We start from the raw sequence: 24,118 nt of genomic DNA, 5'->3' as shown, positions 1-24,118 counted from the left end.
CCTGTTATCCAATCCGCTCAAGCACGAGCACCCAGTCTTGAAAAATCTTCGCCGGGCCGGTCTGCCACTTGCCGTCGACGCTCGGGGTGATTCGCCCGTAGTCGTACTCGTCGCCAGTCGCCGGATCGAAGAAGAATGCCCGGTATGCAACCTCAGACTCCGGCTCGAGCGCCAGCACTTCGACTCCGCCAAACGCCATCAGGAACGGTGCGTAGATGACGCGCACCTCACCTGGAATTCCGGCGGCGTACGGTTTCGCCATCAAAGGCGCATTCTCCGGTGCAGCAGGCACCCACTCCGGATGCGGCTCGAATGACCACCACGCGTAGCGCTCGAGGAGCTTTTTGCCTAGACCGACCTGCCTCGATCCGGGAAGCTGCGCCGCTTCCTTCCAGAACGTATGCCCCCAGGCAACGCCATGTGGGGAAGGGCCGTACGGCTTATCCTCTGCATTCACCTGCCAAATGCCGTTCGCGCCATACGTATGTCCACACGCACCACTGAGCATCCCTGACCAGAATGTAAACCGCTGCACTTCCTGAAAGCTTGTGCCGCCAATCCCCTCATAACAAACCTCCGAATTGATAACCGGCGTCCGAGGCTCCCTCGCGACGGATTCCCGAATCATATTCACCGTCGGCGCGAGCGAGATGTATGCACCATGCCCGGTCTGCAGCATATCGAGGTCGAGAATCGAGGCATCCTCTACCATATGATGACCGTACCCCGTCGGATGGATGGTCACCAAGCGCTCGAACGGATCGGTGTCTCGCACATAGGCTGCCATCGCGGACCATTCCTGCTTCATTCGCTCCACATAACGCGCCTTCATGTCCGGCTCTTTGAACGAATCCCACTGGTAATACGGCATATCCGCCTCACCGGCGAGGCACCAGGAAACAGGATACGCGCCATATCTGGCTATCAAATACTCCCACTGCTTCCGAATAACATCCCGCCCGGCGAAATCCAGATAGTAGCCCCAGCATGCGACGATACAAGGCATTAGCCCCGCTTCAACCATCCATGCGAGCTTCCGGTCTGCATAATCGAAGAACGCTGGATTGATACGTGCAAAATCCGTCTCCCACGCCTGCCCGCCTTCATTACCTCCGCGCGGGTCGAACGGTCCCATGTCCGGATACAATCCGGCGACGACCTGCACAACCGTATACCCTTTGCTAACGCGGTCCTGCGCGAGCCACTCCACATCGTCCGGCCACTTCAGCCGATCCGTAAGCGACATCCACCACGTATCGCCGAGCCAGAAGAACGGCGTACCGTCCGCATACGCAAGATGCTTCCGATTCGTTGCTGCACGCGGGCTGCCATGACGATACAGCAGGTTCGCACCTTCATAAGGCACAATCTCAATCGTCCCTTCTTGATTGTGCAGTGATGCGTTGCCGGTATCCGAGCAGAATGTACGGTACTGGTGCACACCTACTTCACTTGAGGAATAGCGCAGCTTCCATTTCTGCCCGCCAGCCCAGAATGCAGGTACGAGTCTGACGCTGCCGCTCGGCGAGGTCACCTGAGCTTTTACACTAATCTCGTTAAAAGGATCTTTATAGCTGCGTTCGGATTGGAACACCCATTCATTGACGATATTTTGCATAACCGAAGACATATCTTAACACCTTCCCTCTCTCAAAATGGTAGTGTCCGCTGTGCATGATATGTGTATAATTTTAATTGTAGCGTTTCCGTAGCGGATGTCAGTGTTCATTCTTTACTTGTTTTTAAAGCTTGCGGGCGGTGATGGTGTAGAAGGAGGAATGAAGATGAGTGAGCCTCAGCCAATCTACGTATCGGCGTCGGAATGTCCGCTCTGCCGGCAATCGAACCGATGCGAGGGTAATGAATCCTGTTGGTGCAGCAGAGAGAAGTTTCCGAAGGAGCTGATCGCGCTCGTTCCGGAGGAATTGAAGGGGAAGGCGTGCATTTGCGAGGCGTGCTTGCATGCTTTTACTAGATAAATAAGAAGAGGCTTTGCCACGTATGTGAAACGCTGATCGGGAATCCGAATAGCGCAGCACCTCGGGGCAAAGCCTCTTTATGTTGTTGTTAGTTCTGGATAGCAGGGACACCGATTCGCTCATTGCGAACGAGACGCTTCGTCTTGTCGGAGAAGCTGTCATAGGTTTCCTGCGGTATTTGGATGCCTCCCGGATGGTGAACGGCTGCTGCTAGCGAGTAGATCAGCGCGATGTTCGTTCTCGGCTTATCGGAGCGGTTCGGCGTGCCGCGGTGCCACATCCGGTCGTCGCGGATCATAATGGAGCCGGCAGTCATCACCGCTTTGAACGATTGCATATGCTCTGCAAGCACTGACTTGTCATGTGCGTTCGAGCTGTACCACTTGTCCGGGTGCAAATGCGTGCCGCCAGACCATACTTCCATCGGGCCGTTCTCGAGCGTTACATCGACCAGCGGATAGTTGACAACCAAGTTCGTGATCGGTAAATTCGCCTCGCATTGGTCGCCGAATCTCGCGCCCATGTCAGCATGAACCTTTTGCGGCTGCGTACCTTTTGGCATCGAGGTGTTGGAAGCGAAATAAGTAAGCAGGCAGTCGGAGCCTAGAATTTGCTCGACAACGTCAAGCACGAACGGATTCGCGATAATAGATTCATCGCAGAAAGGCTTCTCAAACGGCACATAAAGACCAATATGGTTCGTTCCGTCGTGGAAGCCCTCTTCGAGGGAGAAGTTGTTCTTGACCATAAAGCTCGTCAGCTGGTCGCCCATATGGCTGTTCAGCAGCTCCACTTGCGTTCTCGGCATTACCTCTTCAAATAGCACATACCCATTAATCCGAATGAGCTGTACAGCCAACTCAATGGTTTCCGGCTTCAGCTTGCCAGATGCCAATTCTTCTGCGCTTAATTTCACTTTGGTCCCATCCCATCCCTATACAATCTTCACTGCTAGTCTATAAAATAACAAAATACACTTCGGATGGAAAGGGGCAGTGAGAAAAAATGAAAACGTATTATTGAATTCTGTAAGTCCACTAGCACTCCCCTGCGTCTCGGCTAACGAACTCAGTTAGCGTTATTGGCTCGTTTTTACTAGGAAAAATAACGTAACGAATCGGAAAGTCGTTATTTGCTGCAAATAGAGCCTTTTCCCCCGAAAAACGCCCCAATAGCGACGATACGATTCGTTAGAATTTTTCTAGCGCGAATCTAGGAGCAATAAGACTGGTACGATTCGTTAGAGGTGCGCAGTAGTGTAACACGACTGTGTTCCACTACAACGCCGCGCCACACCTTGCACGAAAAAGAACCACATGCCCCCAGCATGTGGTCCTCTTCCCCCTTCATTACTGCTGCACAGCCGCCGCACCATACTTCGCTCTTGCTTGCTCTGTCGCCTCGATCATGTTACGAAGCGCTGCGATTGTCTCTTCCGCCTTCCGCGTCTTGAGGCCGCAGTCGGGGTTGATCCAGAACTGCTCCGGCGCAAGGACGCGCAGCGCTCGGTCGATCATGCCGCTCATCTCGTCCACTGTCGGCACGCGCGGGCTGTGGATGTCGTAGACGCCAAGTCCGATGCCTTTGTCATACGTTCGCTCCTCGAAGCTCGCGATCAGCTCGCCGTGACTGCGGGACGTTTCTATGGAGATGACGTCAGCGTCGAGCGCGTGAATCGCCTCCATTATTTCGCCGAACTCGCTGTAGCACATATGCGTATGGATCTGCGTCTCATCCTGCACGGTCGACGTAGCGAGACGGAACGCGCGGACCGCCCAGTTCAAGTAAACCGGCCAATTCTCCCGCTTCAGCGGCAGACCTTCCCGAATAGCAGGCTCATCGACTTGAATCATACCGATGCCAGCGGATTCGAGTGCTTCGACTTCCTTACGGATCGCTAACGCGATCTGGTACGCGACTTCTTCGCGGGACAGGTCGTCACGCACGAACGACCAATTTAGGATCGTAATCGGCCCTGTCAGCATCCCCTTCACCGGCTTATCCGTCAGCGATTGTGCATACACCGTTTCCTGCACCGTCATCGGCGCAGTGAACGCCACATCGCCGTATATAATTGGCGGCTTCACGCAGCGCGAGCCATACGATTGCACCCAGCCTCCTGCCGTAAATGCGAAGCCTGCCAGCTTCTCGCCGAAGAACTCCACCATGTCGGTCCGTTCAAACTCTCCATGCACAAGCACATCAAGCTCCAGCTCCGTCTGGATATCGATCCATCGCCGAATCTCCGCCTGAATGAACTGCTCATATTGCTCGGAGCTCCACTCGCCTTTTCGCCATTTGAACCGAGCGCTGCGTACCTCCGGCGTCTGCGGGAAGCTGCCGATCGTCGTCGTCGGTAACAATGGCAGCTGCCAGCGCTGCTGCTGCGTGACTAGACGCTCCGCGAACACGCTCGGTCTTGCGAACTGCTCTGGTCCCAGATCCGCCACACTCACTGCCTCGACCTCAGCCCCATCGCCACCACCTCGCAACGAGCCGCGAATGCGTCCAAGCGCCTCTCGATTCCATACCGAAGCAACACACTCTTCCGTGATCGACTCAATGCCATGCTTCGTCCCTCTTACGAGCAGCACCAGCTCTTCGAGCTTCTCATTAGCGAACGCGAGCGCCCCGCGCAGTGCTGGTTCAAGCCCCGCCTCCCGCTCCGCGCTGACCGGCACATGCAGCAAGCTGTTCGACGGCTGCACAACAATACATTCATCTGCGACATGCGCACGAATGCGCCCAAGCAGATCGAATCGTTCATGCAGATCCGCTCGCCAGATTCCGCGCCCGTCAATGATTCCTGCACCTAGCACTTTCTCTTCAGGGAAGCCTTCCGCTTCCAAAGCCTGCAGATTCCGCCCGCCACTATCGTGCACGAAGTCAAGTCCGATGCCGTCAACCGGCAGCTGAACGACTTCCTTGTAATAGTCGACCGCTTCAAAATACGTCTGCACCAAGATGCGAATATTCGGTGCAAGCAGCTTCAGCCCCTCATAAATGCGTGCAATATGCTCCAGCTCTTCAGCTTCAAGAGTCGTCGATAGGATCGGCTCGTCAATCTGCACCCAAGCCGCGCCTTCTGCCGCAAGCTCATTCAGAACCTGCCCGTACAACGGGAGCAGCGCATCAATCCAGCCTGGAAGCTCCTCCCCAGTGTAGCCTTTGGATAGCTTCAAGAATGTATATAAGCCAACAAGCACCGGCCGGCCTTCAATGCCAAGCTCCTGCTTGCCTTCACGATAAGCATCGACAAGGCGATTGCGGATCAGCTTTGGCGTAAGCCCCTTCAGCTCAGGCACGATGTAGTGGTAGTTGGTGTTGAACCATTTGGTCATCTCGCATGCGGCAGCAACTTTGTTCCCGCGTGCCATCGCGAAGTAGAGCGGCAGATCGATGGCCTCGCCTGCTTCACCTGACCAGCCGAACCGCTGCGGTACAAGCCCGAACATAACAGCTGTATCGAGGATGTGATCGTAATACGTAAAATCACCGACTGGAATAACATCAATGCCAAGCGACTGCTGGACCTTCAAGTTGCTAAGGCGAATCTCGCGCAGCTCTTCGTTCAGCTCCCCCTCTGTACGTCCACCTGCCCAATACTGCTCGAGTGCCTTCTTCCATTCCCGGTTCGCACCGATGCGGGGATATCCCAAATTCGCGCTTAACATGCGGCTTTCTCTCCTCTCAATCTCTGCTAACAAGTTGATAAGGAAAAGATACCACGACCGCATGGCTATCAAGTAACGCCTATAATCTATCCCCTGCTATAGTCAAAAGCTATACCGAAAACCTGCTGCCTCCAATTCCAGCTCCACCTCCAACCCTTTCCCTACTTGGCATCCGCAACCGACTGTTTCAGCGCTTCCACATATTCCAGCGCCAGCTTCGATAGCGCCGCGTTGCGATGGCAGATCCAGCCGACATGAAGCGTCTCCTCACTCTCGAGCGGAACCGGAATGATCTCGTTACCGTTCAAATCCGCGCTAAGTACCCCCGTCGAGATCGTGTAACCGTTTAGGCCGATTAACAGGTTGAAGAGCGTCGCCCGGTCATTCACCCGAATGCTCTTCGGATGTTGACGCGTGCTCAATATTTCCTCGGCAAAATGAAACGAGTTGTACTCCCCCTGCTCAAAGTGCAAATACGGATAGTCCTTCAGCTGCTCCAGCGACACCGACTTCTGCTGCGCAAGCGGATTATAGATGCTCACGAACACATGCGCCTTCGCAGTGAACAGGCCGTTAAATACAAGGTTCGCGTCCCGCAGCAACCGGCCCATAACCGCTCGATTGAAATCGTTCACGTACAGGATGCCGATCTCACTGCGCTGCGTGCGAACATCCTCAATGATCTCATGCGTCTTCGTCTCCCGCAGCGCGAACTCGTACTCCGCTTGGCCGAACTGCTGCACGAGGTTCACGAACGCGTTCACCGCGAACGCATAGTGCTGTGTCGATACCGCAAAATGCTGCGGAGTCGGCTTCGCATTCTTATACCGGCTCTCCAACAGCTCCGCCTGCTCCACGACCTGGCGAGCGTAGCCGAGGAATTCCGCACCTGCATTGGATAGCGAGATGCCTTTGTTCGTCCGCTCGAAGATCGTAATCTGAATCTCCGTTTCGAGCTCCTTGATTGCGTTCGATAAGCTCGGCTGCGAGATGAACAGCCGCTTCGCCGCCTCATTAATAGAGCCGCTACTCACGACTTCAATGATGTACTTAAGTTGCTGCAACGTCATTTCTAGCCCTCTCCTGTCGCCGAACATTTTTGCTACAAGTGTACACCTGATTCGGCGCAAGCAGCAACAAAGCCCCTGCACACGCAGGAGGCGTGCAGAGGCTCATCACCTAGTAGCTCTATAGAATCTATATAAACGCTGTCCTACTCTATGATTCCGTTATTCTCGCCTGAATTTGCACATTCACCCACTCGCGCTTCGTGAGCAGCCACTCCGCTTCACGCGGATACTCGCTGAACGTAATCGGCTTCTCCAGCCCCTCTTCCAAGCCAGCAAGCACATACTCTCTGCCATACAGCTGTTCCAGCAGCTGAAGCGCACGTAAATCTTGAAGCGCCTCATAGAACACCTCTAGCCGAATTGACTCGACTGGCGCATCCTCACTTGGATACACCAAGAACGCATCGCCGGAGACAAAAGCATAATTCGCATCTGTGTTCCGGAACGGATCAATCGGCTTCGTCGAGTATTGCGCGTACCAGAAGTTATAGCCCCAGTGGAGAAAGCCTTCGATCTGAAACTTGTAGAGCTGGATGCCCAGAATCCGGTTGCGCGCCGAAGGCATGCTGAAGAACCGGTTCGACACTTCCTTATACTGGCCGCAGCAGTAGTACGTCCATAACCCCGCGACTCCATTCTCGATAAACGGCTCAATGTGATTGTTGGCCGGGATCGGCTTCTTCACGAGTCCCTTCTCGTAGAAAGCATAGTCCGAGAGCGCATCAATGATCGGGAACTCTTGCAGTATCTCACTCACCATGCCGCTCGCGCTGCTGTACGACTCCATATGATCAATCGACGGTTCATCGGAGATGTGGAAGTAGCAGCTTTGCTGCAAATTGTTCTGCTTGATCCAATCGACGAGAGCAGGTAGGAACTGTGCAATGAACGAACGATATGCATCACCTGACGCATCTGTATCCCAACCGAAAATCTGCTTTTCTTGCCCGTCTGACCTGGTCGCAATGATCTTCGGCGCATGCTTCGCTCCCCACTGCGTGAACAGGTGCGAAATTTCGAAGTACTCGATGCCTTGTCTCCGGCACAGTTGGGCCCATCGGCCCAGCTTCTCGAACCCGAATTGGTACGTGCCGTCATCAGCTGCATTCACATCGACCAGCTGCACCGTCGGACGCTCGCCCCCTACCGCCGTATCGAGCGGAGGCGTAAATACGGGGGTCAGAATCATGTTCATGCCGTGCTTCGCCGCTGTGCGTACGTATTTCTCAATGATTTCCCAGTGCTTCTCGCTAAAAACCGGAACGCCAAAGTGAGTCGCCAGACAATCGGTGTGGAACCATTCCGTATGTATAAGTGTCTGCTTAGGCAGAGCGGCAGTAAGCACGTCAAGTTCAAACGCCGCTGATCCAAGCAGTTCTCCCCGTTCTGTCTCGAACGCGAGCTCAATTGTATGGCTACCGGCTACAGATTGCTTTTGGCCCAGATCCACAGTGACCCAGATTGCCCGCCATTGGCTTGGAAATGCAATGATGCCAGCCTTCGTGTCCACTTCGAATAATGGATCGGGGAATAGCCCCGGCACAGCGCGTAAGACGTGCTCGTCATGATCCTCGTAAACGGGAAGCTCCGAAGGAACGAGGCCTACGGATCGAATGGAGATGACGTCGCTGAGCGTGCTGCTGACCTTCACCTGGATCCCCTTGAGCAGATGCTTCGAGCGATATGCCACTTGGAAAGCAAATGTTTCGTTCGCAAGTGCAGACGCTTGTTGATGCGGCGGCGCACTGAGCTCCTCATCGGCAAACACTTTGGCGAGTGAGCTGATCGTACGTAGTTCAAATGCTGGAATTGTAGTTGTCATCGGTTCGACGTACTCCCTTCATTTTAGAGAAATATAAGTAGCAGGAATGCGATCGGCAAGCCAGATCGTATGGTTGCCATGATAGAAGACAACGCCGTGAAACTTCCTTGCTTAGCTTTGCATAATCCACACGAAACTCCTTTTTTGCAGTTCAAGAAATCGTTTCTCAAATTCATCATAGCACTCCAATCTCTGTATGTGTACAACAAAAAAACTGCCCTTTCGGGGCAGTTTGACCATAGGGTATACCTGCCATGACTAACCTTCGAATGCCTCTCGTCGCTTGCCAAATGCTAACGGACCTCAGCGGCGCTATTCCCCATTTTTGCAGCCAAAAAAAGCTGTTTCATCGGAATAACCTCTCTCTGATCCGTTACATCGCCAGAACGATCTATTTGCACCAAATAAAGCTTCTGTAGTCCGTTAGCGCTCGTTAGTACCGGTTATCGTTTCGCCTGCTGCTAACTGCACTAGCGCAGCGCTTCTCTAATAAATGCTACATCTTCCTGCGTCAGCGGCTTGCCCGCTCCCGCTGCGTTCGATTCCACTTGGCGGGCGTTCTTGAAGCCTGGAATGACACAGGCATTCGGCGATTGCGCCAGCGCGAATTGAAGCATAACCCGAATGAGATCCTGCGTGTCTGCTCCGAAACGCTCTTTGATCGGCTGCAGCTTGCTGCGAAGTGCAAGCAGGCCATCCTTCGTAAATCCGCTGTTCTCTGCGCGAATGTCGCCTTCGCCGAATTGCGGCGGATTCTCCGGATCGAACTTATCAAGCAGCAAGCCCTGCGCAAGCGGCCCGAACAGCACCATGCCGACGTTATTCTCATCCGCCCACTTGAACAGATTCGTCTCTGGCTTATCGAACTCGTTGCCGAAGGCGTTGTAATGGAATTGCAGTACGTCCGGACGCGTAACCGGACTTACGCGCATGAGATCTCTATAGCTATAGCCGGATTGGCCGATGACGCGCACCTTGCCTTCTTGCTGCAATTGGCGCATCGTGTCTGCCGCTTCTTCAAGGTAGAGATCATCCGGCCCGAAATTCGTATTATGAAAATAATGCAGATCCAAGTAATCTGTGCCCAGATTCATTAGCGACTGCTCCAACTGGTGGCGGATATGGATCGGCTGCATCGCATTCGGCGCAGTGCCCTTGAACCAGCCGACTTTGGTAGCGATGACCACTTGATCACGCGGCACTTCTTTCAGAAACTTGCCAATTACCCGCTCCGAATGCCCGTCCCCATATACGTCCGCTGTGTCCAGATGGTTAATCCCGAGTTCAAATGCACGCCGAAGCCCGGCGATTGATTCCTCATCATTATTGCCTGTCCATCCAACCGGATTGCCATCACGCCAAGAAGGACCGCCAATTGCCCAACAGCCCAAGCTTACTTCGCTAACCTTCAATCCAGAACGTCCAAGTACACGATACTCCATCATTATCATCCTTTCACATCACAATCTAGTTCGAATCATACGTGAAAGCGCTAGCTTTGAGAAGTACGCACTTTGAAGGTAGCTGGTAAACTTGAGTTTAGTAGGGGAGTCTCTTTTTCCAGAATAGTCAATTGTCAACAGTGCAACCTTACATACATAATAGGCATAATAGAACATTTTAGTAGGAGCTGCGATTATGGGAGCATGGGGAGTAAAATCATTCGAAAATGATGCTGCATTAGATTGGCTTTCAGAATTTGAGGATGAGAAAAGGCTAAGGATGGTACTTATTAAGCTTTTGGAGGTTTACCTGGAGCGTAACCGTAACGAAGAGGCACTTATTGATAATGATCTATCATCCGAAGCGATTGCGTCAGCTGAAATAGTCGCCGCTTTAATGGGAAGTCCATCTACATCTGAGGAACTATCCACTGATCTTCTGAAGTGGTTAAAAAAGAAAAAATATGATAGAGGCTTAGTCTCTCTAAATACGGATCTCTTAAACGGGGTATTAACGGAAGCTGAGCGGGCTTCGTGGAAGGCACTATCTAACCATGAGAAATGGATCGATACCTTAGAAGGTCTGTCTCAACACGCTGTGAAGGTTATCGATTTCATTCTGGAGAAATCGGAATTAATGGAGCTATGGCAATCAAGCAGCGATTATGAAGCATGGATTAATGAGGTCATTAATCTAAAACGACGGTGTTCAGTTAAGGTGGGGTGACAGAGCTGGCCCGGGCAACTTCAGTTGACCGGGATCAGCCCCGGATTGCATAACTACTCTATTGCCATTCGAGAGCCCAACTCATTCCGAACCCTCTTTCATTTCCACCAAACTTGAGTCTCCGTCTGCACCGGCTCACCGGTTCTCAGCGATTCGTTCATCATGAGGCTGATGTAATGATCCTGCGATGCTTCCGCCAAGCTGTAGAAGTCCGGTCCGCCAGCCGCATATTCAGCCATCTTCGCGAGGCATGTTGCAATGGCAATCTCATCGTCGCTGAGCCTTCCCGGCACGAATGGATTGCGGTATACCCACTCCTCACCAGCGATAATCCCCTTATGGTAGAAGCCCTCCAAATTGCCGTCTTCCCCTGCATTCAATCGGCGCAGCTCCAGCTCAACAGGCGTCGAATAATCCTTCAAATAACGAACTTCCCGATTGTTGATCTCGCCGCGTTCGCCGCGAACGAGTACACGCGGGGAACGAATCCACGAGAAGTACTGATCACCAGTAAAATCATACACCGCTAGCTTCCCTTCAAAATCAAGCGAAACAATCATCTGCTCGGACTCCTTCAGCACTTCCTGATTCGGAGCGCCGTCTCTGCCGGGACCATTCACAAGTGGAGCTGCGAATCGGTACGCCTGAATACGCGCATTCTCAGAGGTGACGCCGAGCAGCTTGCGAAGCAGGCTGATGCCATGATAGCCATGCGCGGCAGATACTTGTGCTTGCGTCACGGTGCCAAGCTTGCCTGACCGGGCAATGGCGATGCGCGCCGCATGAATCGGCTGGAACGCATACTGCTCCGCCACTTGAATGCGGGCATGGCCGAGCTTCTCGTTCAGCTGGCTCAGAGCGTTCAAGTCCGGTGCCGGAGGCGTCTCGGACAGGACCGGCATGCCGATCCTTGCGAGCTCCTCAATGACGCCCGGGTTCGCATCCCACGGCACACTTGTAACGACAAAGGCCGGCTTGCCATCCTCCACCAGCGAGGCGATGCTGCGATAGACCGGTACCTGCCAATCCTCTGCCAGCTTCCTCGCTTTCTCCTCATTCCGCACGACAACACCGCTCACTTCGAAGCGTTCCGGGAGCGCCTTGGCAATCCGCAAATAGAAGTCTGTCCGCCAGCCGCTGCCCACGATACCAAATCGAATTCGACTCATTGTTTCTCCTCCATCTCCATATCGTTCTCGATCTTCCTAGCCTAAATTAGCTTCCTGCCGTCGCGTCCGCCGCCGCCGCTGTACGCCACACCCGGATTCCAATCCGGCTCAACTGGCGCTTCAAAGCTGTCGACCGGGAACGTCACCTTGCTGCGCGTGCGGCTCGAAATGTAAGCGCCTTCGACAATTTCAAGCGCAAGCAACGAGCTTTCTGGAATGGAGTAGTCCCGCTCACCGGATGCAATCATACGAGCCATGTTGTTTAAATGTGCCAAGTGTCCGGTCTCGGGCAGCTCCTCAGGAACGATAAGCTGTCCCCCCGGATACTCCACGTTCTGAATCAGGTACCCGCTCTCCCAGCCCCAGAACTCGATCTGCCCCTTCGTGCCGATTAAGCGGAACAGCGTGTCTTTGCCTTCACGATTAACGAATACGTCATCTCCGGTATTCATAACAACGCGAACACCGCTCTTCGTCTGACCGTACGTAACCGCCGTCGTCTCCACCTGCATCCCGTCGCGATAGGTGCGTGTGCTCGATTCACAGATGCACATGACGGAGTCCATCGCCTCATTGCCCGTTAACGTCACGAAGAAATTAAGCCAATGGATACCCGCGTTAATGATGTCCCAGTACTTGTTCTGAATCTCGACTAGCGTGAGCTCGCCAATCTCTCCGCGCTGCACCTTAGAAATAATTTCGAGTGGCGTAGCATTCACCAGAAGTCCGTGCGGCACAACCATCGGTAAGCTCCGCTTCATAATTCCCTCGAGAATCCGCCTGCCGGACACGACCGTATCCCCGAGCGGCTTCTCCACCAAAATACCTTTGAGCTGTGGAAGTGCAGTAAGCGCATCCAGCGTAACAGCTTCGTGAGAAGGCGGGAATGTGCTAACACAGACAACGTCAGTTGGGCAATCCTCAAACATCTCCGTATGACTCTTGTATGTACGAATAGCAGGAAACTTCAGCTTCAGCTGCTCGCAAACCTCCGGGCGAAGATCCGCGGCCGCGACCAGTTCGTAAAGTTCCGATTGTTGCAATGCATCCATGCTCAGCTGCCCGCCAACTCCACCGCCGACGACGGCTGCCGTTAACTTGCTCATAGAATTCCACCTCACAATATTTTGGATGATGTTCCCAACACCATTAACATAAACCACCACAAGAGCTGCGTAAACAGCAAACTATGAGAAATAGGCTCCGTTCGCCCTAAAGCAATCGGAACCTAGAAGTTGATCGTTCTAACTATCCTGTCGCAATCGGGAACGAAATCGTAAATAAGCTCCCCTTATCCACTACGCTCTCCACATGGATGGAACCATTCATCGCCCGAATAATACTAAAGGCGACCATCGTACCAAGACCGGTGCCTTTCTCCTTCGTGGAGTAGTATGGTGAGCCGAGACGCTGAATCTGATCCTCCGTCATGCCGCAGCCCGTATCCTGAATTCGCATGATAACTGTTTCCCTGTTCACTAGAACGGCGATATGCACACTTCCATTTGAAGAAGCTTCGATACAATTCTTGACCAGGTTGATGATGCTCTGACGGAATTGCTGGCTATCGCCGAGAATTGGCTGATTAGAGTCGATCGCAACCGTTAAAGTCACCTGCTGCATGTTCGCATATGGCGTCAATACACTCATAACCTGCTGTAGCTCTACTTCGAGATCGAGCGGCGTCATTTTGGCGATTTGAGGTTTGGCGAAAGTGAGATAATCCGAAATGATGTTGATCGCAGTGCTCAGCTCGTGCAGCGCAACCTCGGTTAGGTTCTCCCGCTTTTCCGCGGGAAGCTCCCTCTCTCTGAATAATTGCAATAATCCCTTCACGGTCGTTAACGGATTTCTGATCTCGTGCGATACACTAGCTGCAATTTGGCTGATGACTCTCATTTTCTCAATCTCTTGCAGCTCCATTTGAATGCGGAGTTGGCTGCTAACTAACTCCACGAGATATACCGTTACCCATATCGCAGTGAATTCAATGATTTTAAATACGGAGAGATGCAGAGCTTCACTCAGGTTGACCAAGTGTAGGCTCAGCCATATTACTTTCAAGGAGATGGGAAACAATAAAGCAGAGACAACAAGCGCTAAAAACCGTTTTTTGCGATTGTTTAAGCGTACTTTACTTGAGATAACGACGAGACTGGTGTAGGTTATTGCAGCCGTCGTCACAGCGAAGAATGTGCCATCATTCAAGCCGATCATGCAGCGGTATGCTGTCAAAATTGCAAGAAGCGCTCCCCCGACCCATGGACCGCCATACAGGATGCCCAGTACGAGCGGAATAAGTCGAAAGTCCAGCATATACCGTCCGCCAAAATGATAAGGGAACGTCATGCACAGCACTAAGGTTATGCTTAGAAAGATGAAGAGTACGGTCTTCTGCACTTTTCCCGTTCTCTCACCATACTTCGTCCAGAATACAAAATAGAGAATGGATGGAATACAAATAAACATAAAGTTACCCATGATGCTTTGCATGATTTCTGCCAATTGGTTCTCCACCCTTGAGGAAGTTTACCCTTGTATTCGCTTCACCCAACGATTTCTCCTCTTGTAAATTAATTCCTGTTTCTTATCCATGTAAGGATATTGCTCCTCACCAGCCGCGTACTGCCGATTGGATGAACGCTATATTAGCTTAGTGCTAAGGCAGGCACATAGAAAAAAGCCCGCGGTGTACGCGGACTTCCAGTCATCTTAAACCTGTTAATGTCCCTGTCTCTCAACAATCTGTAGAAGCGTTTGAAGCTCACCAGCAATCTTCGCCGGAGACAGCTTGTCCGCTGTGGCATCCGCACGGATTTGCTCAATCGTTTGAACCGCCTTAGCACTCTCCACCGTCAGCACTTTAACTTTCCCGCCGCCCATAAAATCCTGAATTTTGTCGGCTGCAAGCGTCAGATTATCATGGCTTGACGTATCCGTTCCCGCCATTCCACCAAGTCCATGACCGGGAGTAGAACCATTTCCTGAAATCCCCTCATTCGGGCTGAGCAGCTTCATCTGCACGTCATCGTACCTGGAAGCGTTCGGAACCCTCTTGTCAGTTGCAAGCACTACCGTATCATCAAAAACAAATACGCGCACATCCGAGATGCCGACGCCGCTCAGCCTCGATTCCAGATGCGCAGAGAATCCGGAGGAATGCAGCCCCGAGCTGCCGATCATGCTGTATACCGTCGTGCCCATGCCGTTTGTCGTACTTCCGCTGCGATTCGTTGTCATCGTCTTCACACCATTTGCGGAAGGGATCACATAAGGATTCTTAACCGCCGCTTCGTGGAGCATATGCTCCGCATGAGTCCCCTGCTGTTTCACCTCTGTATTTGTACTGGCGCAGCCACCAAGAAGCAACAGCACTCCTGCTGCTGATGCCATCATCGTCATCCTTTTCATGAATCATATTCCTCCCTGCTTGAGACTCGTTGTTGTGTTTAGCATATCCTAGCTAGCGAAATGAATATTCATGCTCACTTGGAAAATAATAACCTTACGCTCAAGAATTACATTTCAGGAGGGACAAGAGTTGACTCAAACCGATCAAGAAAACCTGTCCGAACAGTCACGGGACCCCGTACCCACTGAACCGCTCGATCTCGAGGAAACGATCCACAGCAATTCACGCCGTAAATTTTTGAAAACGACCGGCTACACGATTGGCACTCTCGTTATTGGCGGTGCGTTAGGCTCGCTCATCGGCTGCGGCAAGAAAGAAGACACAAGCAACAACAATAATGCGACCGCCAATACTCCATCGACGAGCACAGGCGGTGCCACAGAGGAAGCACGCAACTATAACCGAGCTTTGATGTTCTTTACACAGGAGCAGTTCCGCATCGTCGAAAACGCTGCAGAGCGCATCTTTCCGGAGGATGACAGCGGCCCTGGCGCCAAAAGCCTTGGCATTGCGTTCTTCATCGACCACCAGCTAGCCGGCGACTACGGCTTCAACTCTCGCGATTACATGAGCCCCCCTTTCTATTCCGGGGAGAAGGAGCAGGGCTATCAAGGCCGGCTGAAGCGGCGTGAAATCTATGAGATCGGCCTTCGGGAGCTCGACAACTACAGCAACACCAAGTACCAGAAGGGGTTCGCTTCCCTTGCACCTGAGGAAATGGACGCTGTGCTGAAGGACTTCGAGTCCGACACGGCCAAGCTGACCACGATTTCGGCTAGTAGTTTCTTTAAGACGCTTCGTTCCAACACGCTCGAAGGCGCATACAGTGATCCGCTTTATGGCGGCAATATCAATATGGGCGGTTGGCGGATGCGTGGTTATCCGGGCAATCAAATGAGCTACGCAGCAGCAATTGATAAAGGATATAGCAAGCTAGAGCCGAGCAGCCTGCAGGATCATCTCGCCGCTCATTAGTCAGCAAAGGAGACAGCTATGGCAAAAACATTACCGAAAACAGATGTCGTCATTGCCGGCGTCGGCTGGTCAGGCGGCATTATTGCAGCTGAGCTAACGAAGGCCGGGCTTAACGTCGTAGGCCTTGAGCGCGGGAAGGAACGCAAAACCGAGGATTATTTCATGGTCCATGATGAGCTGCGTTATGCGCTGCGCTACGAATTGTTCCAGGACTTGTCCAAGGAAACGATCACCTTCCGCAGCAATGAGAAAGTTCGTGCCCTGCCGATGCGCTCATACGGCTCCTTCCTGCTTGGCACTGGGCTTGGCGGGTCAGGCGTCCACTGGAACGGGCATACGTACCGCTTCCTGCCGTATGATTTTCAGATTCGCAGTAAGACAATTGAGAGATATGGCAAGAACAAGCTTCCAGCCGGCATGTCCATTCAGGACTGGGGCATTACGTACGACGAGCTGGAGCCATATTACGACAAGTTCGAGAAGACGGCAGGAATATCCGGAGCGCCTAATCCGCTCGGCGGCAAGCGCAGCAATCCATATCCGACGCCTCCAATGAAGCAGTCGCCATCGCTTCAGAAGTTCACCGATGCCACGACGCGCCTCAAGCTGCACCCTTATCCGATGCCCTCTGCCAACCTGTCGGAGAACTATACGAATCCCGATGGCATTGCCAGGGTCGCCTGCCAATATTGCGGCTACTGCGAACGGTTCGGTTGTGAATACGGAGCGAAGGCCGATCCGGTCGTAACGGTCATCCCTGTTGCGAACAAAACTGGCAAATTCGAAATTCGCAGCCATTCCGATGTGAGGCGGATCATACATAAAGGCGGCAAAGCGACCGGAGTCATGTATATCGACGTGACGACAGGCGAAGAAATTTTCCAGCCTGCCGATATTGTTGTTGCAGCGAGCTATGTGTTCAACAATACACGACTGCTCTTGCTCTCTGGACTTGGCAAGCCTTACGACCCTTCCACAGGCAAAGGCGCTATCGGCAAAAACTACGCGTATCAGGTTATCAAGGGAAGCGCGGCTGGCTTTTTCGAGAAGGAGCAGTTTAATACATACGCTGGCGCCGGCGCGCTTGGTGTATCGGTCGACGACTATAACGGCGATAACTTCGACCACAGCAGTCTGAATTTTATCCACGGCGGCGTCATTACGCTTACTCAATCGGGAGCGAGGCCGATCCAGAACAACCCGGTTCCATCGGGTACAGCTACGTGGGGCAAGGAATTTAAGACGAATTCTTTGAAATATGCCAACCGCACGCTCAGTATCGGCGCGCAAGGCTCTTCGATGTCCTTCAAGCATCATTTCTTGGATCTTGATCCGACCTTTAAAGATGCATTCGGCGATCCTCTTATCCGGATTACGTTCGATTTCGAAGATCAGGATCGCGAGCTGGCGAAGTTTCTGGCGCTCAAATGTTCGGGTATTATGAAGGAAATGGGCGCGGACCACGTCGACTATTTGAAGGAATTAGGTCCGTATGAGATCATGACGTACCAGTCGACTCACAATACCGGCGGGGTTATTATGGGCGCAGATTCGGGAGATTCGGCGGTCAACAATTACAGCCAGATGTGGGATGCGGACAACGTGTTCGTCATCGGTGCAAGCTCCTTCCCACAGAATGCCGGCTACAACCCGACCGACACGGTCGGCGCGCTCGCTTATCGGACAGCTGAAGGCATTCTGAGCTATCGGAAAAATGGGGGCTTGCTCGTTTGAGCGGACTGCATCAGTTGGAGAAAGTACAGTTAAAGAAATGGAAAATGAATGGCAAGCGAATGACAAACGAATAACATACGAATGACAAACGACTGGAGAAAGAGAAGGGCCTTACTCGCAATTGGATAAGGCCCTTCAGCTTGCCCTTGAGAGTCCGCAGGACTGTTCTCTGTGTCTGATTTAATACTGCGGATTGCTTACCGATGTGGGGTACGTAGTACCCCTCTTTAGCTCAAACTCCCGGATTTCCTCCTATGTGGGGTACGTAATACCCTCTTTTGCTCAAACTCCTGGATTTCCTCCTATGTGGGGTACGTAGTACCTCTCTTTAGCTCAAACTCCCGGATTCCCTCCTATGTGGGGTACGTAGTACCTCTCTTTAGCTCAAACTCCCGGATTCCCTCCTATGTGGGGTACGTAGTACCTCTCTTTAGCTCAAACTCCCGGATTCCCTCCTATGTGGGGTACGTAGTACCTCTCTTTAGCTCAAACTCCCGGATTCCCTCCTATGTGGGGTACGTAGTACCTCTCTTTAGCTCAAACTCCCGGATTCCCTTCATAATGTAGTACCCTGGAGGACTCTCTTGCGCCTTTCTCGTAGATATCTCGCCAATGTAGTGACCCTGGGGACTCTCTTTAGTCAATGTAGTCCACCACACCAGCTTCTTTCGCTCTACTCGCAATTTCCCCGTCTAACAAAAAAAGCCTTATCCACTTAAGGATAAGGCCCCTTCTCGATGTTGTTCGAATTTGTGTTGTGTTTCCTCTCATCCGCCTGCTACAGCAGCTTCTGGGAATCTTTTTTCTCTAGCTGGTCAGTCGGAGCCGCAGTAATCGTGTCTTCCTCCACAATTCCTCGTGTCGAGCTGCGGAATTCACGCAATGTGTCGCCGAAAGCGCGGCCCAGCATCGGCAGCTTGGCTGGCCCGAATACAATGAGCGCAATTAGCAAAATAATGAGTAACCCTGAAACACCGATGTTATTGAACATGTGTATTCTCCTTTTGCAAACCGTCTATTTACGCGGGACCTGGATCTGGATATGGATACGCTGGAGCAGCTGCATGCCGCCGTGCAAACCGGTTCGACAGAAACGCGCTGATCTCAAACAGCAACAACAGCGGTACCGTCACGGACAGATGCGAAACAAAGTCCGGCGGTGATATACTGGCGCCGACTATGGCCAAGCCAACATACGCATATTTGCGTGAAGTTCTCAGCCTCTCCGGAGTAAGTAAGCCCAGTCTTGTCAGGAACAGCATGACAAGCGGCATCTCGAACGCAATACCAAGCGGGAAGACAACGCTGAATAGAAAGACAAAATACTTATCAATCCCATACGTTTCCGTCGCTCCGATCGTCTGGTTCATCTGCATCATGAAGCGGAGCATCATCGGGAACACGAGGAAATAGCTGAACGATATGCCGCCAAGAAACAAGAGGAACGAGAACGGCACATAAGCAAGCGTCCCCTTCGCCTCCTTGAGCGTCAGGCCCGGTCTTACGAACGCCCAGGTCTGATAAAGAAGGATCGGCAGCGTACAAAGCATAGCCAGCAAAAATGCGCATCTCAGGTAGATGAACAAGCCATCTGTGAATGAGAACACGTTCCACTCGACGGATGCTGCAGTCGAGCTCGATTTAATGTACTTCAAAATGCGGGGCGACAAATATAGGCCGCCGCACATGGACACGAGGAAGCAGGCAGATACAATTAGCAATCTTCGCCTTAGCTCCGTCAAATGCCTAACGACATCTTCGTTAATGTCCAGTAGCGCTCACCTCGATTCCGGCTTCGCCTGTTATATTTTTCAAGTCCCATGTTTAGATTGTCCATCTTGGGTAGCGTTATGCGTATAAACGTGGTCAATGCCCGCATACGGTGCGAGGAATGAGGGAAACGTATGACAAATAATACAAAGAATGAGGTGCACTTAAGATGATGGGCAAATCCAAATGGTTGATGGTTGCTGCTACGGGGCTAACAATCGCCTTGTCAATTAGCGCTTGTGGTGGGAACAAGAACGACAACAGCAATAATACGGGCACAAATAACGGCAGCAATACTTCAACGAATACGCCGAGTACGAACAATAATGCCGGAGCCGGTACCGTCGATACAGCCGCTGCCGAAACGGTTTTCAAAAGCAACTGCGTCAGCTGTCATGCAGCGGACTTGTCTGGCGGCATGGGTCCTAACTTGCAAAAGGTTGGCGGCCGGTTATCGGTAGATGAAATCTCGACCCGCATCCATCAAGGTGGCGGCGGTATGCCTGCTTTCCAGGGACAGCTAACCGATGATGAAATCACTAATCTAGCCGGCTGGCTGAAGACGAAACAGTAAGAAGCGCAAGCAGAAGTAGAGTAAAAACAAATGCAAATGCCCTGCATGGTCGATGGACCTTACGGGGCATTTTTTTATTGTAAACCACGTTAACCTGTAATTTCACGCAACTTACCTCAAACATTTTTTGACATTTTTTATCCCTACTGCAGTATAATTTATATTGAATATACTCTTCATACAGAAAGAGGTCATCCACATGAAAAGGAAATGGAAATCAGCGATTGCAGTCATGCTCATCACGATTCTCTCCCTCTCTCTTGTAAGCGCTTACGTTTTTGCCGCCCCGTCCGACTCGAAACGAGCAGAGTTGAAAGTTCTGCTGCAAAACGTTACTGGAGCGGATGGCGTACGTTATAACGCAACCGACAGCACCGGCAACAAAATGGACACGGCCAAAATTATCGCAAACCCGTCCGTATCCGGTTCGTTTATCGCCGTCTATCATACGTATGACACATCCGGTGTCGCACGCGTCAATCTCGCCACCTCGACAGATTTGCTAAACTGGACGTTCGTCAAAAGCTTGGCTGGCGCTTCGGGCTCCAACGCCACTCAGCCGACCATTGCCGTCGCTTTAGACGGAGGCTTCGTTGTTGCATGGGAGCAGGAGCCCAATAATCATTTGCGCGTACGCTACTATAGCAGCTGGACGAATTTGTCTAATGGAACTTATGCCAAATCATATGACCCTCCTCGCCAGCTCTCCACCTGCGCAGAAGGAACGCCAAATATTTATTCAGCCAGCAGCACAACTGTCGATATTGGCTTCCACTTTTATTCCAACTGCACGGTAGATCGCCAGGCACGGGGCACGGTGACGAACTTTAACTCCTGGAGCAGCAGTGCCCAAACGAACTTCGACAACGCCCTTCTCTATTGGGGGGTACAAGGCAACATCGGCGGACGGGATATGCTCAGTTATGGCAGCTACAATTATGGACTCATTGAGGGGCAATTTACGAACGGCGATTTCGGCTCGTTCCGAACGTTTATCTACGATTATCAAACAGGCAATGCCGAGCAGCTTAACATCAATACGCCGAATAGCACACTTAATTTCGCCAACCCGAAATTCGCCAATGTTACAATGAACGGTCGCGCGGCAATTGTCGTTTCGATATTCGTTCCATCGGAGAATGCGGGTCCGGGTGAAAGCGGTGAATTGATCTACTGGTTCTATCTACCGAGCACAAGCGTTGTCTCGGGCAGCACGTATCAACTCGTCAACATCAATAGCGGTAAGGCGCTCGACGTGTTGAATTCCGGAACGACCGACGGTACGAACGTACAAATCTATACCGACAATAACACCAATGCCCAGAAATGGACGATCACTTCGAATGGAGACGGCACGTACCGGTTGATCAACCCCAATAGCGGCAAGGCGCTGGACGTCAATAATGGAGGCACCACTGACGGCACGAATGTCCAGATTTACTCGTATACAAGCGGCGCTGCCAAACAGAAGTGGACCATAACCGCCAACACAGACGGTACGATGAAGCTCATCAACCCGAACAGCGGCAAGGCACTTGATGTATCGAACTCCGGCACAACGAACGGTACGAACGTGCAAATCTATACGGATAACAACTCCGGTGCGCAAAAGTGGCTGTTGATTAAGCAGTAAATTATTTATGGTAATCGTACTTAAAATGCGCACCTCTGCGATACAGCAAAGGTGCGCACTTTCGTTTTCTCCAATAGTGATTAGAATATCTCTTCCGTCTTTGCCTTTCGTTTCTTCCAGACCAGTTCATAGATAACAGGCAAGACAACCAACGTAATTCTCCACGCGATCAAGCAGTACGACCGCATTCGTGACGACGATGCCGACGATGCCGACGAGCATCAACATGCCGATCACTAAATATCGGTGACAATATATTCTATAGTGGTATTCGCGCTTGCAGCCAATTCTAAGGCATATTTCCTGTTTTCATCAGAGATATCGAATACAGTTACCTCTGCTCCTAATAAAGCTAACGGAACAGCTTTTCTTCCATTTGAACCACAAAGGTTGGCAACTTTTTCACCTCTAATATCTTATTTGCTTTTTCCTCAGGAGAACCATCACGTTTATTCCAAAATTCATAGGCTCGATATTCCCAAGCCGTTAGAATTCAACAAAAAAGAGACCCACAGCAACGGGCTGCGGGTCTAAGTTATATTTATAAAAGGGGGTCGAGATTTATTATAGACTTACTTCATTAAACCGAGATGAAGATAACATTTCAATAGTGTTACATTAATTGAACTCCCTCGCGGTGCTGTTGGCAGTGAAGTCTACACAGACTTTTCAAGACCGTTCTTTTTATACGGGTAAGGGTAATTTTGAATTTACAAAGGGAAAGGATATAATGGGACTAACTGTATGTTGCAAGAATATAAAAAAACTATGCTTACGATGCAAGAATTGCGTAGCAATGCTTGCAGGCTGTCGAACCTCCCAATCGATTTTTCTTCGATGAGATGAGAACCACCAAATATTAATAAAAGTGCAGAGAAGTCCGGAGGACTTTCTTGACACTCTGCAAGAATTGCATAGCAATTCTTTGTAGTTCATGCTTACGATGCAAGAATTGCGTAGCAATTCTTTTAGGAGGAGTCAAGCGGATGCAAAATGTAAAAATATTTTCCGGTTCATCGAACCGCCCGCTCGCGGAAGAGCTATGCCGGCAGCTTAATGTTCCGCTTGGAGACATTGAGATTTCCAGGCTGCAAAGCGGAGAAATCAGCTTACGTTATATCGAATCGATTCGCTCTTCTCATATCTATATCGTTCAATCCTTGTCTCATCCCGTAAATGAGCATTTAGTCGAACTCATGATTATGATTGATGCTGCAAAGCGGGCTTCAGCCAAAACGATTAATATCGTTATGCCGTATTACGGCTATGCTCGTCAGGAACGGAAAGCAGCCCCGCGCGAACCAATTTCCGCGAAGCTCGTAGCCGATGTGCTGACAACTGTAGGCGCTGACCGCATTATTACGGTAGATCTTCATGCCGATCCGATTCAAGGCTTTTTCGATATCCCTGTTGATCATATTACTGCTTTGGATCTCATCACGGATTATTTGAAGGCAAAGAACATTAAGAATCCGGTAGTTGTCTCACCTGACGCTGGTCGGGCAACAACCGCTGAGAAGCTCGCCAACTATATGGACTGTCCGTTTGCCATTATGATTAAGAACCGCCCTGCTCACAATAAGACGAAAATCACTCATATTATCGGTGAAGTCGAAGGCATGACTCCGATTATTATTGAGGATTTAATCGATACAGGCGGTACGATTGTGAATGTTGTTGAGGCGCTGCATAAAAGAGGCGCGAATGACGCCTATATTTGCGCAACACATGGGTTGTTTTCGGATAACGCGCTCGAGAAGCTGTCGCATCCCTACATTAAAGAGGTCGTTATTACGGATACCATCGCAATTGACCCGAACCATTCGGATAAGTTCGTTGTTCTTCCAATGGCAGAGCTTCTCGCAACTGCGCTTAAAATTATTAATAACGGCGGATCGATAAATACGCTGTTTAAGACGAAGCAAATGTAAGGAATCGTGAGAGTGAGGGACAAGAAAAAAAGCAAGCGGCAACTAAATGCCACTTGCTTTTTTTGCTGGAAAATTTTCGACCAATAATCTTATGGTAGCATGCAAGCCTTACTAACGGCTCGAGACATGGCCATCCCCTCAGCAAGGAAAATCGTAAGCCCATCCGATTTTTCATGCCATTCTCCGAACCGAATTCAGAACTCAAA

19 protein-coding genes are annotated in these 24,118 nt (G+C 51.3%); 7 read left to right on the top strand and 12 right to left on the bottom strand.

Features of this window, described 5'->3' with window-relative positions; all coding sequences use genetic code 11:
* Positions 1 to 4 precede the first annotated feature (4 nt).
* Positions 5 to 1,630, bottom strand: a complete 1,626-nt coding sequence (locus BMY11_RS15890; RefSeq protein ID WP_090577990.1) for a glycoside hydrolase family 140 protein — start codon at positions 1,628 to 1,630, stop codon at positions 5 to 7.
* Between the two features lie 154 nt (positions 1,631 to 1,784).
* Here BMY11_RS15890 and BMY11_RS15885 point away from each other — a divergent pair, with 154 nt between their 5' ends.
* The gene (locus BMY11_RS15885; RefSeq protein ID WP_090577987.1) at positions 1,785 to 1,979 is read left to right on the top strand and encodes a cysteine-rich CWC family protein; all 195 of its coding nucleotides are present in this window, start codon (positions 1,785 to 1,787) and stop codon (positions 1,977 to 1,979) included.
* A gap of 88 nt (positions 1,980 to 2,067) precedes the next feature.
* Here BMY11_RS15885 and BMY11_RS15880 read toward each other — a convergent pair whose 3' ends face one another.
* The 5 genes from BMY11_RS15880 to BMY11_RS15860 form a co-directional block, all read right to left on the bottom strand.
* Complete coding sequence (locus BMY11_RS15880; protein ID WP_090577984.1) at positions 2,068 to 2,895, bottom strand: phytanoyl-CoA dioxygenase family protein; 828 nt, start codon at positions 2,893 to 2,895, stop codon at positions 2,068 to 2,070.
* A gap of 433 nt (positions 2,896 to 3,328) precedes the next feature.
* Entirely contained in the window at positions 3,329 to 5,653 is a 2,325-nt protein-coding gene (gene metE, locus BMY11_RS15875) for a 5-methyltetrahydropteroyltriglutamate--homocysteine S-methyltransferase (RefSeq protein WP_090577981.1), read from the bottom strand.
* Positions 5,654 to 5,814: 161 nt separating this feature from the next.
* On the bottom strand, positions 5,815 to 6,723 hold the full coding sequence (locus BMY11_RS15870) for a LysR family transcriptional regulator (protein ID WP_090577978.1): 909 nt from the start codon (positions 6,721 to 6,723) through the stop codon (positions 5,815 to 5,817).
* A gap of 148 nt (positions 6,724 to 6,871) precedes the next feature.
* Positions 6,872 to 8,545: a DUF4091 domain-containing protein gene (locus BMY11_RS15865; protein WP_090577975.1), complete on the bottom strand. Its 1,674-nt coding sequence runs from the start codon at positions 8,543 to 8,545 to the stop codon at positions 6,872 to 6,874.
* A gap of 470 nt (positions 8,546 to 9,015) precedes the next feature.
* Positions 9,016 to 9,990 (bottom strand): aldo/keto reductase, encoded by a 975-nt coding sequence (locus BMY11_RS15860; RefSeq protein WP_177182672.1) that lies wholly within the window; start codon positions 9,988 to 9,990, stop codon positions 9,016 to 9,018.
* A gap of 193 nt (positions 9,991 to 10,183) precedes the next feature.
* On the opposite strand from BMY11_RS15860, the gene BMY11_RS15855 reads away from it, so the two are divergent.
* Positions 10,184 to 10,714, top strand: a complete 531-nt coding sequence (locus tag BMY11_RS15855) for a DUF4259 domain-containing protein (protein WP_090577969.1) — start codon at positions 10,184 to 10,186, stop codon at positions 10,712 to 10,714.
* A 98-nt stretch (positions 10,715 to 10,812) separates the two neighbouring features.
* On the opposite strand, the gene BMY11_RS15850 is transcribed toward BMY11_RS15855, so the two are convergent.
* From BMY11_RS15850 to BMY11_RS15835, 4 genes are all read right to left on the bottom strand, one after another.
* A complete protein-coding gene (locus BMY11_RS15850; protein ID WP_090577966.1) occupies positions 10,813 to 11,883 on the bottom strand; it encodes a Gfo/Idh/MocA family protein in 1,071 nt (356 codons plus the stop codon).
* 41 nt (positions 11,884 to 11,924) lie between these two features.
* Positions 11,925 to 12,989, bottom strand: a complete 1,065-nt coding sequence (locus BMY11_RS15845; RefSeq protein WP_090577963.1) for a Gfo/Idh/MocA family protein — start codon at positions 12,987 to 12,989, stop codon at positions 11,925 to 11,927.
* A 142-nt stretch (positions 12,990 to 13,131) separates the two neighbouring features.
* Positions 13,132 to 14,388 carry an ATP-binding protein gene (locus tag BMY11_RS15840; protein WP_090577960.1) on the bottom strand — a complete coding sequence of 419 codons (1,257 nt, stop codon included), beginning with the start codon at positions 14,386 to 14,388 and terminating at the stop codon, positions 13,132 to 13,134.
* A gap of 216 nt (positions 14,389 to 14,604) precedes the next feature.
* Positions 14,605 to 15,294 (bottom strand): hypothetical protein, encoded by a 690-nt coding sequence (locus BMY11_RS15835; protein ID WP_090577957.1) that lies wholly within the window; start codon positions 15,292 to 15,294, stop codon positions 14,605 to 14,607.
* Positions 15,295 to 15,424: 130 nt separating this feature from the next.
* On the opposite strand from BMY11_RS15835, the gene BMY11_RS15830 reads away from it, so the two are divergent.
* Both BMY11_RS15830 and BMY11_RS15825 read left to right on the top strand, forming a co-directional pair.
* Positions 15,425 to 16,270 carry a gluconate 2-dehydrogenase subunit 3 family protein gene (locus tag BMY11_RS15830; RefSeq protein WP_371262848.1) on the top strand — a complete coding sequence of 282 codons (846 nt, stop codon included), beginning with the start codon at positions 15,425 to 15,427 and terminating at the stop codon, positions 16,268 to 16,270.
* Between the two features lie 18 nt (positions 16,271 to 16,288).
* Positions 16,289 to 18,004: a GMC family oxidoreductase gene (locus BMY11_RS15825; RefSeq protein WP_090577951.1), complete on the top strand. Its 1,716-nt coding sequence runs from the start codon at positions 16,289 to 16,291 to the stop codon at positions 18,002 to 18,004.
* Between the two features lie 778 nt (positions 18,005 to 18,782).
* On the opposite strand, the gene tatA is transcribed toward BMY11_RS15825, so the two are convergent.
* The gene (gene tatA, locus BMY11_RS15820) at positions 18,783 to 18,995 is read right to left on the bottom strand and encodes a twin-arginine translocase TatA/TatE family subunit (RefSeq protein WP_090577948.1); all 213 of its coding nucleotides are present in this window, start codon (positions 18,993 to 18,995) and stop codon (positions 18,783 to 18,785) included.
* A 28-nt stretch (positions 18,996 to 19,023) separates the two neighbouring features.
* A complete protein-coding gene (gene tatC / locus BMY11_RS15815; protein ID WP_090577945.1) occupies positions 19,024 to 19,776 on the bottom strand; it encodes a twin-arginine translocase subunit TatC in 753 nt (250 codons plus the stop codon).
* Between the two features lie 167 nt (positions 19,777 to 19,943).
* On the opposite strand from tatC, the gene BMY11_RS15810 reads away from it, so the two are divergent.
* The 3 genes from BMY11_RS15810 to BMY11_RS15795 all read left to right on the top strand — a co-directional run bounded on the left by BMY11_RS15810 (position 19,944) and on the right by BMY11_RS15795 (position 23,912).
* Positions 19,944 to 20,348 (top strand): c-type cytochrome, encoded by a 405-nt coding sequence (locus BMY11_RS15810; protein ID WP_256217539.1) that lies wholly within the window; start codon positions 19,944 to 19,946, stop codon positions 20,346 to 20,348.
* A gap of 199 nt (positions 20,349 to 20,547) precedes the next feature.
* Complete coding sequence (locus BMY11_RS29095) at positions 20,548 to 21,981, top strand: RICIN domain-containing protein (protein WP_256217538.1); 1,434 nt, start codon at positions 20,548 to 20,550, stop codon at positions 21,979 to 21,981.
* A 986-nt stretch (positions 21,982 to 22,967) separates the two neighbouring features.
* Positions 22,968 to 23,912 carry a ribose-phosphate diphosphokinase gene (locus BMY11_RS15795; protein WP_090577942.1) on the top strand — a complete coding sequence of 315 codons (945 nt, stop codon included), beginning with the start codon at positions 22,968 to 22,970 and terminating at the stop codon, positions 23,910 to 23,912.
* Positions 23,913 to 24,118 lie beyond the last annotated feature (206 nt).

Origin of the sequence: Paenibacillus sp. OV219, assembly GCF_900110075.1 — a bacterium.
Taxonomy (GTDB): domain Bacteria; phylum Bacillota; class Bacilli; order Paenibacillales; family Paenibacillaceae; genus Paenibacillus_Z.
The sequence above is the reverse complement of the archived record's forward strand: the minus strand, read 5'-3'. Positions and strand labels throughout refer to the sequence as shown.

What these genes read in the sequence shown, in the direction of transcription:
- BMY11_RS15845 (WP_090577963.1), bottom strand. Translation starts at nt 12,989, where the DNA reads ATGAGCAAGTTAACGGCAGCCGTCGTCGGCGGTGGAGTTGGCGGGCAG.
- BMY11_RS15825 (WP_090577951.1), top strand. Translation starts at nt 16,289, where the DNA reads ATGGCAAAAACATTACCGAAAACAGATGTCGTCATTGCCGGCGTCGGC.
- BMY11_RS15810 (WP_256217539.1), top strand. Translation starts at nt 19,944, where the DNA reads ATGATGGGCAAATCCAAATGGTTGATGGTTGCTGCTACGGGGCTAACA.
- BMY11_RS15885 (WP_090577987.1), top strand. Translation starts at nt 1,785, where the DNA reads ATGAGTGAGCCTCAGCCAATCTACGTATCGGCGTCGGAATGTCCGCTC.
- BMY11_RS29095 (WP_256217538.1), top strand. Translation starts at nt 20,548, where the DNA reads ATGAAAAGGAAATGGAAATCAGCGATTGCAGTCATGCTCATCACGATT.
- BMY11_RS15890 (WP_090577990.1), bottom strand. Translation starts at nt 1,630, where the DNA reads ATGTCTTCGGTTATGCAAAATATCGTCAATGAATGGGTGTTCCAATCC.
- BMY11_RS15870 (WP_090577978.1), bottom strand. Translation starts at nt 6,723, where the DNA reads ATGACGTTGCAGCAACTTAAGTACATCATTGAAGTCGTGAGTAGCGGC.
- BMY11_RS15850 (WP_090577966.1), bottom strand. Translation starts at nt 11,883, where the DNA reads ATGAGTCGAATTCGATTTGGTATCGTGGGCAGCGGCTGGCGGACAGAC.
- BMY11_RS15795 (WP_090577942.1), top strand. Translation starts at nt 22,968, where the DNA reads ATGCAAAATGTAAAAATATTTTCCGGTTCATCGAACCGCCCGCTCGCG.
- tatA (WP_090577948.1), bottom strand. Translation starts at nt 18,995, where the DNA reads ATGTTCAATAACATCGGTGTTTCAGGGTTACTCATTATTTTGCTAATT.
- BMY11_RS15855 (WP_090577969.1), top strand. Translation starts at nt 10,184, where the DNA reads ATGGGAGCATGGGGAGTAAAATCATTCGAAAATGATGCTGCATTAGAT.
- BMY11_RS15860 (WP_177182672.1), bottom strand. Translation starts at nt 9,990, where the DNA reads ATGATGGAGTATCGTGTACTTGGACGTTCTGGATTGAAGGTTAGCGAA.
- BMY11_RS15865 (WP_090577975.1), bottom strand. Translation starts at nt 8,545, where the DNA reads ATGACAACTACAATTCCAGCATTTGAACTACGTACGATCAGCTCACTC.
- BMY11_RS15835 (WP_090577957.1), bottom strand. Translation starts at nt 15,294, where the DNA reads ATGAAAAGGATGACGATGATGGCATCAGCAGCAGGAGTGCTGTTGCTT.
- metE (WP_090577981.1), bottom strand. Translation starts at nt 5,653, where the DNA reads ATGTTAAGCGCGAATTTGGGATATCCCCGCATCGGTGCGAACCGGGAA.